The organism is Sorangium sp. So ce1504, assembly GCF_051521635.1.
GTDB lineage: Bacteria > Myxococcota_A > Polyangia > Polyangiales > Polyangiaceae > Sorangium > Sorangium cellulosum_B.
In genome coordinates this window covers 8,921,650-8,936,399 of the sequence record NZ_CP150365.1, presented here as the reverse complement: position 1 = coordinate 8,936,399, position 14,750 = coordinate 8,921,650, and the positions used below count along the sequence as shown (strand labels likewise).

Genomic DNA, 14,750 nt, shown 5'->3' with positions numbered 1-14,750 from the left:
ATCAGCAGAGTCTGAGCTGATTCCGGCAGGAGGTGGTCGTGCTGGATCTTTCTTCGTAAGCATCCTCGTCATCGCCTGTTGGTGGTTCGCGTAAGTGCAAGTCTCACACGGGGGCTCGTCAATGCGACAGTGGGTGATCGCTGGTCTCGTAGAGTGTGCGATGGTCGTCTCCTGTGCGCTCCTCGCGGGCTGCAGCGCGGCCGGGGAGCAGTTCGATCCGCCGGCGAGCACCGGCGAAGTGCTCACGGGCGCGGGGGGCGGCTCCACCTCGGGCGTCTGGGCGAGCTCGTCGGGCTCACCGGACGACCCGGGCGGCAATGGCGGCGGCTGGCCGTCAGGGAAGCTCGGCCCGCCGTATCCCATCGTGCTGGCTCACGGCTTCTTCGGATTCGAGGACTTCGCGGGCGCGGGGTACGTCAGCTACTTCTACAACCTCAAAGAGGCCCTCGCCGAGAGCGGCGAGACGATCTTCACGCCCTCCGTCGACCCGTTCAACAGCTCCGAGGTCCGCGGCGCGCAGCTGCTCGCGCGGATCGAGCAGATCCTGGACGCGACAGGCCACGAGAAGGTGAACATCATCGCCCACTCGCAGGGGGGGCTCGACGCACGCGTGGTGGCGCACGATCGGCCCGATCTCGTCGCCTCCATCGTCACCGTCGCCACACCCCACCTGGGCTCGAAGGTCGCCGACGTGGCGCTAGAGCTCGTCGCCCACGAGCGCCTGCAGGACATCCTGGACGATCTCATCAACGCCATCGGCGCGCCGCTCTACGATCAGATAGGCAACGAGACGAGCGTCTTCGCGGCGCTCGAGCAGTTCTCGACGCCCGGCATCGCGGAGTTCAACGCGAGGTTCACCGATTCTCCCGGGGTGTTCTATGCCTCCTTCGGCGGGCGGACGAACCGCGCGCGCGGCGGCAGGGACTGCACGACGCTCACCCCCGCGCCCTTCGTCGCTCAGTTCGACGACGGCCTCGACCCGGTCCACCCGCTGCTGTCGCTGACCGAGACCCTGCTCGACGGGGGCATCGGCGAGTCGTTCCCGAACGACGGCCTGGTGCGCGCGCGGGACGCGCGGTGGGGGGACTTCTGGGGCTGTATCCCGGCCGACCATTTCGACGAGATAGGCCAGCTCTTCGGACAGAGTCCGGGCGACGGGAACCCCTGGCTCTATATCGACTTCTACCGCTCCGTGATCGCGCGGCTCCGGCAAGAAGGCTTCTGACGAGCCCGCCATCGCCCGCGCGCACCCGCGCTCGCCCGCGCTCACCCGCGCTCGATTCTCCGAAAACCGCCCCGAGCGGCGCCCTCTCCACTACCATCACCCGCCGATGCTCAAGGCGCCGCTCACCCGCGCTCTCCCGCTGCTCGCCCTGCTCAGCGCGGCGTGCAGCGGCGACGTGCGCCGGTTCCCCCTGCGCGATCCGGTCTGGCGCGACGCCGACCTGAGCCCCGTCTCGTTGCCCTGCCGGCCCGATCCCGAGGCCCCCAGCGACGATCCGCAGCACCGCCTCTGCTCGCCCGCGCCCTACGAGTCCTCGTTCGCGTGGGACGCCGCCGACAACCTCGTCTTCCGCCCGGTGTCGCGGTTCTTCGCCGTGGAGCCAGGGGGCGAGGCGGCCAACGTGAACAGCGTCGACGAGGTGCCGGACTCGAGCTGGTTCACGAACCGGCTCGGCAAGCGGCCGCTCTCCGCCGAGGAGCTGGTGCGCGGGCCGTGCGGCGACAAGACGCTGGATCCCGAGGCGCCGGACGGGTCCTGGGTCATCGACATGGGCAAGCCGAACGGCGCGAACCCCGGCTTCCGGATCAAGGTCGAGGGCGTCGGCAAGTTCATGCTCAAGGCCGACCCCTCGGACCAGCCCGAGCGGGCCACCGGCGCGACCGCCATCGCGGCGCGCCTCTACCACGCCGCCGGCTTCTGGGCGCCGTGCGACAGCGTGGTCTACCTGAAGCCGTCGATCCTGAAGCTGTCGCCCGGGCTCACCGTGACCGACAACAGCGGTGTCGCCAGGCCCTTCGATCAGGCGGCGCTCGACGGCGTGCTCGCCAAGGCCTCGAAGCGCGGCGACCGGGTCCGCATGGTCGCCTCGCGCTGGCTCCCGGGCCGCGCCATCGGCCCGTTCAGGTACGAGGGGACCCGGGAGGACGATCCGAACGACGTCATCCCGCACGAGGATCGCCGCGACCTGCGCGGGGGGCGCCTGCTCGCGGCCTGGCTCAACCACTTCGACTCGCGCGAGCAGAACTCGATGGATGTCTGGCTCGCCGAGGACCCGAAGGACAAGGACGCGTCGCCGGGCCACGTGCGCCACTACACCATCGATCTCGGCGACTGCTTCGGCAGCGAGTGGGAGTGGGAGGAGATCTCGAAGCGCCTCGGCCACGCCTTCTACTTCGACGCCGAGTACGCGCTCCTCGACTTCGTGACGCTCGGCATCCCCGAGCGGCCCTGGGACCGGGCCAGCCACGATCCGCAGGGCGACATCTTCGGCTTCTTCAGCGATCGCGATTTCCGGCCGGAGGCCTGGCGCGGCGGCTACCCCAACCCGGCCTTCGGGCGGATGACCGAGCTCGACGGCGCCTGGGCCGCCCGGACGCTCGCGCGCTTCACGCCGGAGCTCATCGAGGCCGCCGTGAAGACCGGCGACTTCACGGCGCCGCGGCACACCGCGTTCCTGATCGGCAAGCTCCTCTCGCGACAGCGCGCGATCATGGCGCGGTACCTGACGCGCCTGTCGCCCATCGCCGACGTCGCTCTGGCCTCGCCGGCGGCGCTGTGCGGCGTCGATCTCGCGCGGCGCACCGGCGTCGCGCGCCCGCAAGACCTCCGCTACGAGGCCGCGATGTACGCCGGCGAGGCGCTCGCCCTGCGCGCCCGGCCGGTCGTGCGCCCCTCGCCGGACGGCCGCGTGTGCCTCTCGCTCCCCCACATCGCCGCGGACGGCGGCGCGCCCGACGACGCGCCCTCGCGCTACGCCATCATCGATGTCCTGAACGGGCAGGCACCCGGTCCGCTGCGCGCCCACCTCTACGACCTCGGGCCGCGCCGCGGCTACAAGCTCGTCGGCATCGAGCGTCCCGACGACGCCGAGCCGCCCGACTGAGGTTCCCCTCGGGACACCCTCTGCCGCTCGATCAGAAGCCGTGGGTGGCGCCGACCATGAACCGCAGCTCCTGGAGGCCGGCCCCCTGCTCGAAGGTCTCCGTCGCCGAACCGATCAGGACATCGATGGAGTGGTCACGCTCGCCGCTCGTGCGCAGGCCGAGCACGAACGACATGCGGAGCAGGTCGAGATCGAAATCGCGGAGGTGCTCGCCGAACACGTTGCCCGCGGCGACCTGCACCGTGCCGTCGACGAACGCCCAGACCGGATAGCGGTACTCGAGCGTCGCCGCGGCGGCGCTCCGCCCGCGGAGGCGCCCTTCGCGGAAACCCCGCATCGGCGCGTCGCCGCCGAGCTCGGCGAGCTCGGTGAAGGGGACCTCCGCGGCGCCGAGCGGGTCGGCGAACGCCGCCGAGAGGACGAGGCTCACGATGCGATCGTGCCCGGTGAGGTCGACGAACCCGCCCAGCGAGCCGCCGTAGCGGAGCCACCGGCTCTCCAGCGGCCGCTCCAGGTCGACGGCGTGCTCTCCGGAGAGCTCCAGCCGGACGCCGTTGCCCCGCGCCGGGCGCGGCCGTCGCGAGTCGAGGCCTGCCCGGGCCCCGATCCGGTAGGAGGTGTATCCAGTGTCGTACGACGGCGGCATCGGATAACGGCCGCGCGCGACCCGGAAGCCGACCGTCGGCTTGCAGCAGATGTCGTGGAAGTCGACGGTCTTCGCGCCGGTGGTCGCCTCGACGAAGCTGAACGCGCCGAAATCGGCGTGGAGCGTCGCGGTCCCCTCGACGCTGCGGGCGTTGTAGCGGGCCCAGTCGCGCTCCAGCGAGCTCGGGCCGATCCCTGAAAACAGCCAGTCAGGCCGGGTGTCCGCCTCGCCGCGGAGCTTCAGGTGAGCGCGCCCGCCGAGGGGGATCCGGTCGGCGACCGTGAGCCTCCACCAGTCGACCCCGCCGGTCGCGGCGTGGACGCGGAGCTCGTTGCCGGCGACGAACAGGTCGTCATAGAAGAAGTAAACGCCGACGCTCGCGCGAAAGCCGAAGTCGAAGAGCGCCGTCGGGACGACGCCGATGTTGTTGTTCGGCCCGAAGGTGAAGATGTCCTTGAGCTCCTTGATCCACTCACCCTGCTCCGCCGCGACGGTGAGAGCGCCGAGCGGCCGCCGGACCAGGTACTCGCTGGCGAGGTAGGCAGGGAAGAACACGACGCGCGGCACCCAGAGCAGCGCGTCGCCGGCGCTCGTCGCCTCGTCCGGGCGACCGTCGTAGTCCGGCACAGGGCGCTTCGCGCCGGGCGAAAGCGGCGCCGCGGCGGGAGGCCGTGGCCGCGTAGCAGGCTCTGCCGGCGCGCGAGGCGCCGCCGGCGGCGCCCCCGGGACCACGGGCGGCGGCACGGCGCCCCCCGCCTGTGGCGCGGCCTGTGCCTCGGCGCACAGTGACAGCGACAGCGCGGCGCAGCTCGCGAGCGCGGCCGCGCGCCGCCAAGCCGTGCCGAGCGCGCGCGTCGGTCCCTCCTCGTTGGTGCCCAATCCGCCTCGCCTCTCGCACGGAAACACGTCGCGGCGCGGGAGCATAGCGGAGTTCCCGACCCGAGAGACGCCTGTCTGCGCGGCGCGCGCCTGTCGAGCGTCCACGCGACGGCGCGGCGGGTGCGGCGGTTCACACGCGAGAGGGAGGTTGCCGGCCGGGACCAGGCTCGATAGCCTCCCGCGCTCGGCATCGGTCCTGTGCCGGTGCCGCCAGAACGGCGGTTTTCCGGGCATGGAGCGGCGGGTGGCGAGCACAGGCGAGAACGAGACACGGGCCCGGAGCGTGCTTCACAGGCTCCTTGCGATCTTCGCCGAGGTGAAGCCGCGCGAGGTCTTCAGCGTCCTCGTCCTCACGCTGAACGTATTCCTCCTGCTCACGGGCTATTACCTCCTCAAGGTGGTCCGCGAGCCGCTGATCCTCGCGGGCGGCGGGATCGAGATCGGCGGGCGGCGGCTCGACCTCGACGGCGCCGAGGTGAAGGCCTACGCGGCGGCGGGCCAGGCGCTCCTCCTCGTGGGCGTGGTCCGCGCCTATGGCGCCCTGGCCAGGCGCTTCGGGCGCATGCAGCTCACCACCGCGCTCACGCTCTTCTTCGCCGCGAACCTCGTCCTCTTCTTCCTCCTCGCGCGCCTCGGCGTCCCCCTCGGGGTGCCCTTCTATCTGTGGGTGGGCTGCTTCAACCTCACCGTGATCGCGCAGTTCTGGTCCTTCGCCAACGATGTTTACACGCCCGAGCAGGGCAAGCGGCTCTTCGCCATCGTCGGCATCGGGAGCTCGCTCGGCGCCATGTTCGGCGCGCAGATCGCGAAGCGCGTCTACGTGCCGATCGGCCCCTACAACATGATGCTCCTCGCGGCGGGCGTGCTGCTCGCCTGCCTGGGGCTCACCTACCTCGTCCACCGCGACGACCTCGCGGGCTCGAAGGGCGCCGCGGACAAGGCCGACGCGCCGCCCGGGGGCGCGGCGGGCGGCTTCAAGATCATCGCGCGCGACCGCTATCTCCTCCTCATCGCCGGCCTGACGCTCGTCCTCAACTGGGTGAACTCGACCGGCGAGTACATCCTCGATCGCACCCTGATCGAGTCCGCCACGAGCGCGCTCGACCCGGGGAGCGAGCAGCGCGGCGCGCCGGACGCGGCCCCCGCCGGCGCAGCCCCGGGCGCGCCGCTCGCGGCGGGCGCGCCGGTCTACCTCGTCGATCCGCAGGCGTCGCGCCTGCTCGAAGGGAAGATCGCCGCCGTCAAGGGCGGCGCGTTCGACGTCGAGGCAGGCGGCAAGATCGTCGAGGGCGCCGAGGCGGGGCTCGTCCACCCGCGCACCGAGAAGGGGAAAAAGGCGGCGCTCGGCGCGATCATCGGGACCTTCAAGGGGGATTTCTTTTACTGGGTCAACACGTTCGGCGTCGTCCTGCAGCTCTTCTTCGTCTCCCGCATCTTCAAGTACCTCGGCGTGCGATTCGCCCTGTTCATCCTCCCGGCCATCGCTCTGCTCGGCTACGCGTCACTCGCCGTCCTGCCGGCGCTCGCCGTCGTGCGCGTCGCGAAGATCGCGGAGAACAGCACCGATTACTCCATCCAGAACACCGCGCGGCAGGCGCTCTTCCTGCCGGTCGGCCGCGACGCCAAGTACAGCGCCAAGGCGGCCATCGACACCTTCGTCGTCCGCGCGGGCGACGTGCTCGCCGCCGGCGGGGTGATCGCCGGCCAGGTGCTCGCGCTCTCCACTCGCCACTTCGCCATGATCAATATCGCCCTCGGGCTCGTGTGGCTCGGCGTCGTGGCCGGCATCGCCCGGGAGCACAGGCGGCGCGCCGCGGACGAGCCGGCGGCGTCCGATGATCTCAAGGCTGCGTAGCCTCAGGGTCGCGCGGCGTTCGCCTTCCAGCCCTCGTAGGCGTCCATCAAGGCCAGGTACAGCCAGCGGCCGATGACCTCGGCCCCCGCGCCCGACGGGTGCGCGAGATCGGCGCCGCCGAGCCCACGCTGGACCCAGATCCCCATCGAGCCGGAGCCGCCCATCGCGCCGAAGGTGTCGAAGTAGCCGCAGCCGACCTGCCCGGCCACCCTGCGCTGGATCGCCGCGAGCTTCGGGATCACCGGGCGGCTCCGGTACACCTCGCCCTTCTTGTCGGCGCGGTCCATCGGGCCCACGAGCAGGCACGACGACCCGGGCAGCGCTGCGGTCACCTGCTCGAGCACCGCCTTCATCGTCGACTCGTATTGATCGAGCGGGAACAGCTCGCCGTCCTCGCTCTCGTTCATGCCGTAGTGGAACACCGTCAAGGACGGGCTCCGCGCGCGCAGCTGCTCGGCGAAATGGGCGTCGTCGCTCTTGTCGAGGAAGCGGATGCGGCAGCCCTGGATGCCGATGGCGTCGAGCACCACCCCCGGCGTGTCCCGCTCCATCCAGACGCCGAACGCCCGGACCCCCGGGCCGTGCGCCCGCACCTCGATGGCGTGCGGCCCGTCCGGGACCTCGTAGGTCGCGATCGCCGAGCCGGCCGCGTCGGCCCGCGTGTCGATCATCTCGCGGCTCTCGCCGTCGATCTTGATCTCCATCCGCCCGCCCTCGGGGTGCTTCAGGTAATCGACGGCGAACCGCGAGACCGCGCGCCCGTAGGTCCCGGACTCCGCGGTGGCGAAGCGCGAGAACACCCCCGCGCCCTGCGAGCGGAACGACACGCCGCCGAGCCCGTAGAGCCCGTCCTTGGCGAACGGGCCCACCACGCGGCTCACCTGCCAGCCTGGGCCGGCGAAGCGGACAACGTCGTTGTGGAAATATCCCGGCCAGGCGTTCGCCATCAGCATGAACCCGTGGCCGGCGTCCCCGAACCGCTTCTGCAGCTTGCGCCGCAGCGTCGCCGTCACGAAGTCGCTCGCCACGATGGAGTCGCCGAAGTAGGTGATGCGCGCGATCGACTGCGGCGCCTTGCGCTCCACCGCCGCGAGCGCGCGGAAGAACGGCGTCATCGCCTTGCCGCTCGGGTCCTCGATCGGCCGTGGCGGCTTGCCCTCGGAGGCGACCGCCGCCGGCATGAGCTCGGCGGCCGCGGCCGGCAGCGCGACCTCCTCGGGCTGGCGCAGCTCGGCCTGCTCGGTGGTCTCGGTGACGAGCGTCGTCTCGCCGACCGACGCCACCGGCGCCGGCGCCGGGACCACGACGAGCCCCTCCCCCTCGGGCAGCGGCGTGAGCACCCGCAGCCGCGACAGGCTCGGGTGCGCGTAGGGGACGAGCACGAGCAGGGCGAGCGTCGCCATCGCCCGGGCAGCCGGCGAGGCGAGCCCGTTCCGCGCCGGCGAGCTCACGGTCACAGAGCCTCCATCGCGCGCAGCCGGAGGCACATCACGCCCGCCCGGCGGGGGCGCCTCGTGGACGTGGGCCTCGCGCGCATCCGGCGCGTGGACGGCCGGCTCGTGAGCCCTGGTGCTGCTCCTGGAGGTCATCGACGCACGTGGGGAAGAAGGATGGAAGCGGCGGCTACAGGCCCTTCTTGTCCAGCTTGTCCAGGGCCGCCGTCGCCTTGTCGCGGCAGACCGCGTCGCCCTGGTGGATGCAGATCGCGCGCAGCAGCTTGATCTCGCTGGCCGACGCCTTCCCGTTCCAGACCTTCGGCTCGAGCGCCCGCCGCTGCGCGGGGTACGAGCTCGAGTCGAGGCCAGAGCTCGCCGGCGCGGCGCCCGAGGCCGAGGGCGCCGGCGCCGAGGCGGAAGCCGAGGCCGATGGCGCGGACGCAGGCGTGGGCGCGGGTTGCGGCAGCCAGGACGCCTGCGAGCCGACGTGCTGCGGCACCGGCTCCGGCTCGGGCGGCGCCTCCGGGTCGACCTGCCGCCGCATCTCGGCCACCCGCGCGCGGAGCGCCGTCGGGACGCCCGTCGTCTTCGCGATCTCGTTGAGCAGCGCGAGCTTCTCCGCCTTGGTCCCGGCCTGCTCGACCTGCCGGAACATCCCCTCCGCCCAGCGCTCCTCGATCTCCTTGAAGCGCGGCGTCTCCCGGACCGGCGACGTCTCGGCGATCTCCTGCAGCTTCCGGTGCGCGGCGTCGATGTTCCCCGAGCGGAAGTGCTCCTGCGCCGCGTCGAGGATCTGCGCGTCGTCGCCCGCCTGCGCCGCCACCACGGGCCTCACGTCCGGCTCGGGCGTCGTGGACCCGTGCGACCGGGCGCGCGTGGCCACGATCACGGCGATGACGACGATCAAGGCGACCGCGAGCAGGAGCCCCATCGCCTTGCTCGCCCCGCCGAGCGAGCGGGACGGCTGCGCGGAGGGGGCCACGCTCCCGTAGGCGCCCGGCGCCACGCCAGGCCCGCCGTCCGGCCCCGCGCGAAAGATCTTGCCAGCAGCGACGAAGCGGAGGCGGACGTCGCCGAGCTCGAGCGCGTCGCCCGCCTCGAGCAGGCCCCGCTTGAGCTCGACGCCGTTGATGCGCACGCCGTTCGCGCTCTGCTTGTCGACGACCTCGTAGCGGCCGCTGCCGAGGCTGATGAGCTCGGCGTGCAGGCGGCTCACGGAGCTGTGGTTGATCGAGATGGTCGCGTCCTCGGAGCGCCCGATCGTGAAGCGCTCGCCGTCGAGCGGGAACTCCGCGCCGGGGGTCGGGCCGACGACCATGACGAGCCGGTTCGGGCGGGTGTGGAGCGGCAGGTGCGCCGTGCTGCGGCTGCCCGGCGGCGGCGTCGGGCTCGTCACGGCGGACGAGAGCGCCTCATCGACGATCTCGATGCGGTAGTCGCCGAGCTGCACGAGGTCGCCGTGGCGCAGGTGCTGCTCGCCGTGGACGCGCCCGCCGTTGACGTACGTGCCGTTGTAGCTGTCGAGATCCCGGATGACCCAGCCCTGGCCGTTCTTGGCCAGCGTGGCGTGGGTGCGCGAGACGTTGCGATCGGTCAGCCGGATCGAGTTCGACTCTCCGCGTCCGAGCGCGTACTCCTCATGGGCGAGGGGGAGCCCCGTCTGTTTCCCCTCGTCATCCTCGATCGTCAGCTTCCACATAGCGGGTTCGGGGTACTCGGGCGGGGCCAGGCTCGCCCCGCGAGCCCCGGTGGATCCGTGGCACCCCACCGCTCGCCGTACGAGCCTCCTCAGCGAGGCGGGACTACTTTAGCGAGTCCGCCTCCGGGAAGGCAATGACGGCGCGCCGGCCCATGGCGGACGGCCGGGACCGCGCCGTCGCCAGCGCCGAAATCCACGAGCGCGTCTCGGATCGTCGCGCGCGCCGGGCAAGCACCGGGCGGGCCAGGCAGGCCGCCCGCCGGCGCGGCGATCCCGGAAGGCCTGGCCGGACCTCCGGCGGGCGGAGCTAGTGGCCGCCGCCCACGGGCCGGAACGGATGGAGGAACGCCGAGAGCGCTCCCGGGTTCCGGGTCTGCAGCCAGAGCCTTCCGTGCCCCTGGAACTCGCAGACGAGCCCCTCGCCGGACAGGAACAGGCCCTTCAGGCCCGGCAGCTTGCGCACCTGGTACCTCAGGCCCTCGGTGAACGCGAGCAGATGGGTGTTGTCGCAGAGATAGCCCTCGTGCTGGCGACCGACGTCGATCGCGTGGATACCGCCGTAGCTCGAGAACCAGATCAGCCCCTCGCCATACGCCCGGAGCAGCGACAGGCCGCCGGCGAAGAAGCCCTTGGCCCCCTGCCACTTCGTGTCGAGCGTGATGCCGGGCGTGGAGGCGAGATAGGCGCCCGACTGGAGGAACACCTCCATGCCCGAGCGCAGCACGAGGCGCTCGATCGAGCCCTCGGGGGCCGGCGCGAGCCGCATCGACTGCATGGGCGCCGTCGCCGTGAAGGTGCTCTGGAAGAGGCTCTCTCCGGCCGTCATCCTGCGCTTCCGCGCGCTGGCGAGCCCGCCCTGCAGGCTGGTCTTCATGTCGATGGCCGCGTCGCGCGCGACCATCGCGCCGCTCTCCGCGACGATCTGCTCGCCGGCGTGCTCGAAGGTCACGTGGAGCACGCCGAACTCGGGGTTGCCTCGGATCTCGTCGCGCACGCCGTCCCCCGATCTCTAGGGCTGCCGCGGGGCGAGCCGCGCGCCGATCGCCGCGCCGTACCTGCCGGCGTTGCGCGACTGGACCCACAGGCTGCCGTTCCCCTCGACGTGGCAGACGAGGCCCTCGCCCGAGAGCCACGTGCCGAGCCACGTCGACGTGTTCTTGCCGATCCGGCAGGCGAGCGTCGACTCCCACGCTGCGATGTGCCCCGTGTCGATGACGACGTGGCCTCTCACCTCGAGCTCCTCGAGCGCGCCGAACGCGCCGATGATCATCTGCCCCTGCCCCGCCGTCTCCAGCGCGAAGAGCCCCGCCCCCGAGAAGAAGCCGCGCAGGCCGGACGAGCGCGTCCTCACCTCGACATCGGGGCTGGACGCGACATAGGCGCTGCTCTGGACGCACCATTGCCGGTCACCCACCTCCAGCACGGCCATGTCCCCGGACAGCGGTGTCGCGAACAGCACCTCTCCGCGCCCGCCCTCCGCGGCGAACGCGTTCCTGTAGAAGGACTCTCCGGCCAGCATCCGCTTCAAGCCCGACATGATGCCGCCCGACTGCGTCTCCACGCGCACGTTCGTCGACATGCCCACGAGCGCGCCGCTCTCGGCGAACACGCGCTCGCCCGGGTCGAGCCAGCACTGCGCGAGGGCCTGGGAGGGACGGTAGAGGAGATTCACCTGCATCGGACGTCTCCGCCGCTCCCTCAGGGCGGGAGCAGCGGCGCGAGCCACCCCACGAGCGCGCCGGCGCTGCGCGACTGGATCAGCACGCGGCCGCGGCCCGAGAGCTCGCACACCACGCCTTCGCCAGAGACCATGAGGCCCATGAGCCCGCCGCCAGGGCTCCTGATCTTGAGCGCGAGCGACGCGTCGAACCCGACGAGGTGCCCGCTGTCCACGACGAGCGAGCCGTCGCACGGGAGCTCCTCGATCGCCCCGTAGCTCGTGATCCAGAGATCCCCGACGCCGGACGCCTCGATGAAGAATACGCCCTCCCGGGCGAGGATGGCGCGCAGCCCACCCCAGCGCACCTTGACGTCGACGTCGCCCGCGCTCGCGAGGTACGAGCCCGCGCCGAAGAGCACCGTCTCTCCCTGGAGGCGGACGTGCTTGATGCCGCCGCTGAGCGGCGGGGCGAGCCACACCCACCCGCCCTCCGGCGCCTCGATCCGGTTCACGAAGAACGTCTCGCCCCCCGCGAGCTTCCGGAGCAGCGCGACGAAGAACGCCTTGAGCCGCCCGAGCAGCCCGGCCCCGCGGCCCGCGTTGAGCCGGACCTCGGTCCGCAGGCTCGGCGACCGCGCGACCATCGCGCCCGCCTCCGCGAGCAGCGCCTCGCCCGGATCGAGGCTCACCTCCAGCAGAGAGGACGACGGCTCATGCTTGGTGCGATGCTGCATTCGTCCACCCGCGGAGCGCGTACATATAACGGAGCGACGCCAGGAGCGGAAGCGGGAAGAAGGTATGTCGAGGTGAGCAGGATGCGGCGAATTTCATGTTTTCTGTCCAGCGGTTCGCTCGCGCTGACTTCTGCCCTTCAGCGTGGGTAGACTGACCGGGTGAGCGACAGGCGACTTACCGCCTCCGAGCCGACGCCGCGCAGCGAGCCGAGCCATGGGTCTGGCTTCGTCGCGGCGCCTCAGCGCATCGCCGGGCGCTACGAGATCCTCGGCCTGCTCGGCACCGGCGGCATGGGCAGCGTGTACCGCGTCCGCGACGTGGAGCTCGACGAGGTGGTCGCCCTCAAGATGCTCCGTCGTGATCTCGCTGACTCCGCCGGCATGCTCGAGCGCTTCCGGCAAGAGGTGAAGCTCGCGCGCCGCGTCACGCACAGGAACGTGGCGCGGACGTTCGACTTCGGCGACCACGACGGCGAGAAGTTCCTCACGATGGAGTGCGTCGAGGGCGAGTCGCTGCACGGCGTTCTCGCGCGGACGGGCCCGATGCCGTCGCAGCAGGCCATCGGCATCGGCTGCTCGCTCTGCGACGGGCTCGGCGCCGCGCACGCGGCGGGCATCGTGCACCGCGACCTCAAGCCCGAGAACGTCCTCATCGACAAGAACGGGCGCGTCGTCATCACCGATTTCGGCATCGCGCGCACCTCGTCCGGGCCGAGCGCCGGCGAGTCGCAGGGCTTCGTGCTCGGCTCCCCCGCGTACATGTCGCCGGAGCAGCTGACCGGCGAGCCCGACCTCGACGCCCGCACCGACATCTACGCGCTCGGCATGATCCTCTTCGAGTGCCTCACCCACCGGCGCGCGTGGCCGGGCGCCGGCGCGATCGCGGCCGCCATGTCCAGGCTCAAGTCCCCGCCGCCCGACCCGCGCTCCGTCCGTCCGGACGTGCCCCTCCCCGTCGCGGACGTCGTCCTGAGGTGCATGGCGATCCGCCGTGAGGACCGCTACGCCAGCGCGGCCGAGGCCCACCGCGCGCTCCTGCTCGCGCGCTCGCGCCTGTCGATCGCCCCGCAGCCGGCGCAGTCGCTCGTGTCCGCCATCGCCGCGTCCTCCGCCACGGCCGCGCCGACGGCGCCGCAGCCGATCGAGCAGAACCCGACCCGGGTCGCCGCGTCGTCGGTCGAGGCGGTCACGGCGCCGCAGCGGCGGCTCAACTCGCCCACGCTGGCGGCGCCCGCGCCCACGCCCGCGCCGACGCCGACGTCGTCGCTGAAGACGGTCGCCGTGCTCCCGTTCCGCAACGTCGGCGCGCCGGACGACGAGTACCTCGCCGACGGCTTCACCGAGGACCTCACCGACACCCTGTCGATGACCGCCGGCCTCAAGGTCCGGCCGCGCGCAGCGGTCTCCCGGGTGCGGCTCGACGGCCGCGATCCCAGGGATGTCGGCCGCGAGCTGGGCGTGCAGGTCGTCGTCGAGGGGTCGATCCGCCGCACCGGCAGCGGCTACGCCCCGGAAGGGCCGCGCTCGCAGCCCCCGGCGCCGTACTCGCGGCCGGCGTCGCGCATGCCGCCTGGCGGCGTGCGCGTCACCGTGCGCGTCATCGGCGTCGAGGACGGGTTCCAGCTCTGGGCGAAGCGGTTCGACAGCTCGCCCGAGGCGCTGCTCACGGTGAGCGACGACGCGGCGAGCGCGATCGCCGCGGCGCTCACCGTCGACGCCGCCAGCCGCGAGCGCGAGTCGCCGAGCGACCCGCGCGCGATCGACCTGTACCTGCGCGCGCGCCACCAGATGCGGCGCCTCTGGTACGGGGACGCCGCGCCGGCCGTGGCGCTGTTCGAGGAGGCGCTGTCGTTCTCCCCGAACGATCCGAGCATCCTGTCCGGTTACGCGATCGCCTTCGCGCGGCTGATGGGCGCGCGGGGTGAAGGCGCGGCGCAGTTCGCGAAGGCGCAGCAGGCCGCCGAGCGGGCGATCGCGCTGGCCCCCGCGCTCGGCGAGCCGTGGGTGGCCCTCGCCACGGTCCGCTTCAGCGCGGGCGATCCGGTCGGCGCCGTCCCGGCGCTGCGCAAGGCGCTCCAGTGCGCGCCGAGCCTGGCCAAGGCGCACGAGCTGCTCGGCCGCATCCTCCTCGAGGCGGGGCTCGTCGACGAGGCGATGTTCCGGCTCGACACGGCGCTGGCGCTCGATCCGAGCGAGCCGTTCCCGCGCTGGGAGCTGGCGCGCGGCCGCGCGCTGCTCGGCGACTGGCCGGCGGCCGGCGTGCTGCTCGACCTGCCGGCGGAGGACCCGTCGAGCCGCTTTCACAAGGCGGTGATGCGCGCCCGCTTCGGGCTGTGGCGCGGCGCCGCGTTCCCCATCGACGATCTGCCGCTCGCGATGGAGACCATCCCGATCCAGTACGCGCGCATCTACCGCGACGTGCTCGCGACGTCGCGGCTCTCGGACGAGCAGCGGGCGTTCCTGAGCGCGAAGGCGGACAGCTCCGAGCCGGGCAGCCGGCTGCGCCCGCTCTTCTTCCAGATGTACGCCGAGATCCTCGCCTTCCTCGGCGAGGACGACGCGCTCTTCCGCGTGCTCGCCGGCGCGGTGGACGCAGGGCTCTTCGACGCCTTCTGGATGCAGCGCTGCACGGTGCTCGACCGCGCGCGCGCGGACGCGCGCTTCGCCCCGCTCCGCGCGCGCGTCGAGGAGCGGGCCGCGGCGATCATCGCCGCGTTCCGGGGCTGAGCGCCGC

10 protein-coding genes are annotated in these 14,750 nt (G+C 72.3%); 4 read left to right on the top strand and 6 right to left on the bottom strand.

The annotated features are described in order from the left end of the window. The first annotated feature begins 160 nt into the window (after positions 1-160). Together WMF39_RS33660 and WMF39_RS33655 are read left to right on the top strand one after the other, a co-directional pair. A complete protein-coding gene (locus tag WMF39_RS33660; RefSeq protein ID WP_437740569.1) occupies positions 161-1,225 on the top strand; it encodes an esterase/lipase family protein in 1,065 nt (354 codons plus the stop codon). Positions 1,226-1,331: 106 nt separating this feature from the next. After that, complete coding sequence (locus WMF39_RS33655; protein ID WP_437740568.1) at positions 1,332-3,107, top strand: hypothetical protein; 1,776 nt, start codon at positions 1,332-1,334, stop codon at positions 3,105-3,107. Positions 3,108-3,138: 31 nt separating this feature from the next. Here WMF39_RS33655 and WMF39_RS33650 read toward each other — a convergent pair whose 3' ends face one another. Then, positions 3,139-4,380 carry a BamA/TamA family outer membrane protein gene (locus WMF39_RS33650; protein ID WP_437740567.1) on the bottom strand — a complete coding sequence of 414 codons (1,242 nt, stop codon included), beginning with the start codon at positions 4,378-4,380 and terminating at the stop codon, positions 3,139-3,141. 496 nt (positions 4,381-4,876) lie between these two features. Here WMF39_RS33650 and WMF39_RS33645 point away from each other — a divergent pair, with 496 nt between their 5' ends. Further along, entirely contained in the window at positions 4,877-6,487 is a 1,611-nt protein-coding gene (locus tag WMF39_RS33645; RefSeq protein WP_437740566.1) for an NTP/NDP exchange transporter, read from the top strand. A 2-nt stretch (positions 6,488-6,489) separates the two neighbouring features. Here the strand turns inward: WMF39_RS33645 and WMF39_RS33640 are convergent, their stop codons facing one another. From WMF39_RS33640 to WMF39_RS33620, 5 genes are all read right to left on the bottom strand, one after another. Beyond that, positions 6,490-7,938, bottom strand: a complete 1,449-nt coding sequence (locus WMF39_RS33640; protein WP_437740565.1) for a GDSL-type esterase/lipase family protein — start codon at positions 7,936-7,938, stop codon at positions 6,490-6,492. A 172-nt stretch (positions 7,939-8,110) separates the two neighbouring features. Next, a complete protein-coding gene (locus WMF39_RS33635) occupies positions 8,111-9,622 on the bottom strand; it encodes an FHA domain-containing protein (RefSeq protein ID WP_437740564.1) in 1,512 nt (503 codons plus the stop codon). Between the two features lie 307 nt (positions 9,623-9,929). Further along, positions 9,930-10,616 (bottom strand): TIGR00266 family protein, encoded by a 687-nt coding sequence (locus WMF39_RS33630; RefSeq protein WP_437740563.1) that lies wholly within the window; start codon positions 10,614-10,616, stop codon positions 9,930-9,932. Between the two features lie 15 nt (positions 10,617-10,631). After that, entirely contained in the window at positions 10,632-11,300 is a 669-nt protein-coding gene (locus WMF39_RS33625; protein ID WP_437740562.1) for a TIGR00266 family protein, read from the bottom strand. 20 nt (positions 11,301-11,320) lie between these two features. Continuing rightward, on the bottom strand, positions 11,321-12,016 hold the full coding sequence (locus WMF39_RS33620) for a TIGR00266 family protein (protein ID WP_437740561.1): 696 nt from the start codon (positions 12,014-12,016) through the stop codon (positions 11,321-11,323). A gap of 159 nt (positions 12,017-12,175) precedes the next feature. Between WMF39_RS33620 and WMF39_RS33615 the strand changes: the two genes are divergently transcribed. After that, entirely contained in the window at positions 12,176-14,743 is a 2,568-nt protein-coding gene (locus WMF39_RS33615; RefSeq protein WP_437740560.1) for a protein kinase domain-containing protein, read from the top strand. Positions 14,744-14,750: the final 7 nt, after the last annotated feature.

Excerpts from the sequence above, each read along its gene's own strand:
- WMF39_RS33660 (WP_437740569.1), top strand. The coding sequence starts at position 161 with ATGGTCGTCTCCTGTGCGCTCCTCGCGGGCTGCAGCGCGGCCGGGGAG.
- WMF39_RS33655 (WP_437740568.1), top strand. The coding sequence starts at position 1,332 with ATGCTCAAGGCGCCGCTCACCCGCGCTCTCCCGCTGCTCGCCCTGCTC.
- WMF39_RS33635 (WP_437740564.1), bottom strand. The coding sequence starts at position 9,622 with ATGTGGAAGCTGACGATCGAGGATGACGAGGGGAAACAGACGGGGCTC.
- WMF39_RS33625 (WP_437740562.1), bottom strand. The coding sequence starts at position 11,300 with ATGCAGGTGAATCTCCTCTACCGTCCCTCCCAGGCCCTCGCGCAGTGC.
- WMF39_RS33620 (WP_437740561.1), bottom strand. The coding sequence starts at position 12,016 with ATGCAGCATCGCACCAAGCATGAGCCGTCGTCCTCTCTGCTGGAGGTG.